Source organism: Bordetella petrii, from assembly GCF_020991325.1.
In the GTDB taxonomy this organism is placed as follows: Bacteria; Pseudomonadota; Gammaproteobacteria; order Burkholderiales; family Burkholderiaceae_B; genus Bordetella_A; species Bordetella_A petrii_E.
The window spans coordinates 1-2,650 of sequence record NZ_JAJMLX010000420.1 but is presented as its reverse complement, the minus strand read 5'-3'; the positions used below and the strand labels follow the sequence as shown (position 1 = coordinate 2,650).

The 2,650-nt window shown below is 69.2% G+C and carries 2 protein-coding genes and 1 pseudogene; all 3 read right to left on the bottom strand.

Features of this window, described 5'->3' with window-relative positions:
• On the bottom strand, positions 1-952 hold a 952-nt coding region (locus LPZ50_RS23955), incomplete at its 3' end, for a BatD family protein (RefSeq protein WP_419195638.1).
• The gene (locus tag LPZ50_RS23950) at positions 949-2,475 is read right to left on the bottom strand and encodes a vWA domain-containing protein (RefSeq protein WP_230665345.1); all 1,527 of its coding nucleotides are present in this window, start codon (positions 2,473-2,475) and stop codon (positions 949-951) included. The genes LPZ50_RS23955 and LPZ50_RS23950, both read right to left, overlap by 4 nt.
• Positions 2,460-2,650, bottom strand: a pseudogene (locus LPZ50_RS23945) (hypothetical protein); the annotation flags it as partial. The gene LPZ50_RS23950 and the pseudogene LPZ50_RS23945, both read right to left, overlap by 16 nt.

Below are 2,650 nucleotides of genomic sequence, written 5' to 3'. Positions count from 1 at the left end.
GCAAGTGCAGGCCTACGATCGCACCGATACCCAGGCCATTGCCACCGGCACGCTGGAAACCATCGACAACCAGATCGTCGGCCAATGAAAACACGGGCGCCGCGGCCGGCGCCGCCGCCACGATGAATTCGCGTCCCGGCAGCTCCTGCCGGCGCGCTTGCCCACCAGCAGCGTCGCGCCAATGCATGGTCACCGCCGGAAGCGCCAGCTTGCCAGTGTCCAGGGCCACGTAATCGGCCCGATCGATGCGCTGTCCGCCCCGGAAGCCGCCACGGCCGTCGGTCAGGGTACTTACGTCCGGCTCGCGCGGATAGCGCTTGAACCCGGGTACGTCCTCCAGCGGCGCGGCCGGCAGCAACATGGCCTGCACGCCATCGGCGCGCTGCACGATGCTGCGCGTTACGCGGCCGCCCTTGACCAACGGATCGGGCGCCAGCGCGAACTCCTGCGATATCTGCAGTTGCCCAGCGGCGATGGCCGCCGCGCCATCAGGATTGGGGCTGCCGGCCGCGACGGTGAATGAAAGCGGATCGCTGCGGGCACTGACCGGGTGGTTCCCCGGCCCCACCTGGGCACTCACGCTCAGCGCGGGCACCTGCAGGGTGCCGGGAGTGGTGGGGCTTAGCACATAGGTATAGCGCAGGCCGCTGTAGGCGACGCCGTTTTTCTGTGCGCGAACGATCTCGCCCTGGCCCGATGGCGGCGTGACCATGACACCAGGCAGATCCAGCGGCGGCAGCTGCGGCGGCTGTGTGAACCAGGTGGGCGTCATGACTTGCAACTCCAGCCGCAGGGTCGACCCCACCACGACTTGCGCCGGTGTCTGCAGACGGGCCGTGACTTCCATCACGGGGCCGTCCTGTGCGCGAACCGGCGCGGCCGCACCCAGGATGAAGGCCAGCGGCAACAGCAGCCGCCACACACGCTGCAAGGCAAGCGCGCCCGTATTCATCGCGTCACTCCTGCGGCATCTTTGGCGGCATCTTCGGCGGCGAACTTGCCGCGCAGGAAGCGCGCGGGCGAGACGGTCAGATTGCGCAGCCAGGCGTCTTCCGACAGCGCCTGGCCGCCCTGCACCCGCGTCATCTTTCCTGCCTGCGCCGACTTGTCCTGGATGCTGCGGTCGGGCGGTTCGACGGGCTGGCCTTGCTGCTCCTGGCTCATTGCGTCCAGCAGTCTAGCCACGATGTCCCGGTTGACCATGGCGGGCTGCCAATCCGGTTTCAGGGCCAGCGCCTGATCGTAAGCAGCCAGGGCGGCGTCGTACTGATGCAGGCGCACCTGGGTATTGCCGGCATAGAAGTATCCTTCGGCCGTGGGCAACGTGGAAAACGCGTTCAGCGCCGCCTTGTAGTTTCCCGCCTGATATGCCGCGCGGCCTTTCCAGTAAGGGTCGCGAAAGTGAGCCGCCGCCGCTTCGTAACGGCCCTGTTCGAACGCCAGCCGGCCCTGCTGGTCGGCGGTAAGGAACGCATCGGCCACAGGGCCGGCCTGCGCGGGCGGCGGAGCGGCCGTGGCCAGCACGGCGATCAGCACGCCCGCGGCCCAGGCAACGTTCCAGCCGCGCCGCACGGCCAGCAGGGCCAGCAGCGCCAGCGGCCAGCACAGCCAGTAACCGGCATCTTTCCAATGGATCTGGCCAGACTGCGCGTCCTGTACGACACGGAAATGCTGCTGTGCATGCAAGGCAATCCAGTCCAGGTCATCGGGCCCGCCGGTAAGGCTGCCCAGGGATGCGCCCGCCGCGCCGGCCAGGTCGCGCAAGCCGTCTGCGTCCAGGCCCGCTTGCCCCACCGCCATCAACAGCACCTGCATATCGCGCGCCGCCTGGGCATGCTCGCGCACGGGGTCCAATTGCTGCGTGTCCACGCCGTCGGTCAACAGCAGCAAGGTGCCGCCAGCCCGCTCCGCCTGCAGCACGCGCGCGGCCAGCGCAATAGCGCCCGCCGCGTCGCGGCCGGCGTTATCAGTCAGGTCCGTGGACAAGGCCTGGGCAAAGAGATCCAGCAGGTTGCCGTCGTCGGTGGGAGGCAGCACCAGGTGGCTGCTGCCGGCATAGGCGATCAATCCGGTCTTGGCGCCAGCCCGGCGCGCCGCCAGGTCGCGCACCGTGTGCTTGGCCGCTTCCAGGCGAGTCGGTGGCACGTCGGCGCCATCCATGGAAGGCGACAGGTCCACCGCCACGATCAGCGGTGCGACATTGTCCAGGTAGGCGGGCTCGTCCCTTTCCCAGGCGGGCCCCGCCAGCGCCAGCGCGCCCAATGCCATCATTGCGGCCAGCAGGTCGATGGGACGCGGTCCGCGGCTGCCCGCAGCGCGCACCGTCAGGTACGGCAGCAACTCAGCGGCAATCCCGCTGCCGCGCGCCAGGGACGCGCGCTCGCCGCGCCTCGCCCCCCCCAGCAGTCCCGCCAATGGCAAGACCAGCAACCACCAGGGACGCAGGAAGTGGAAGGCGCTCAGGTCGAGGTCCATGCGCCGTCCTCTTTTTCCCGCGCCACCGACTGCCCATCCCGCCGCCATGCCAGCAGCGCCGCGATCGCATGCCACAGCGCCAGCAGCAGCACCGCCAGGCCCACTGGCACCCAGAAGAAATCGCGCTTGGGCTGGTGGCTCAGCGTGTCGACCCGGCGCGGCTGATGCTGGTGGT

Excerpts from the sequence above, each read along its gene's own strand:
- LPZ50_RS23950 (WP_230665345.1), bottom strand. The coding sequence starts at position 2,475 with ATGGACCTCGACCTGAGCGCCTTCCACTTCCTGCGTCCCTGGTGGTTG.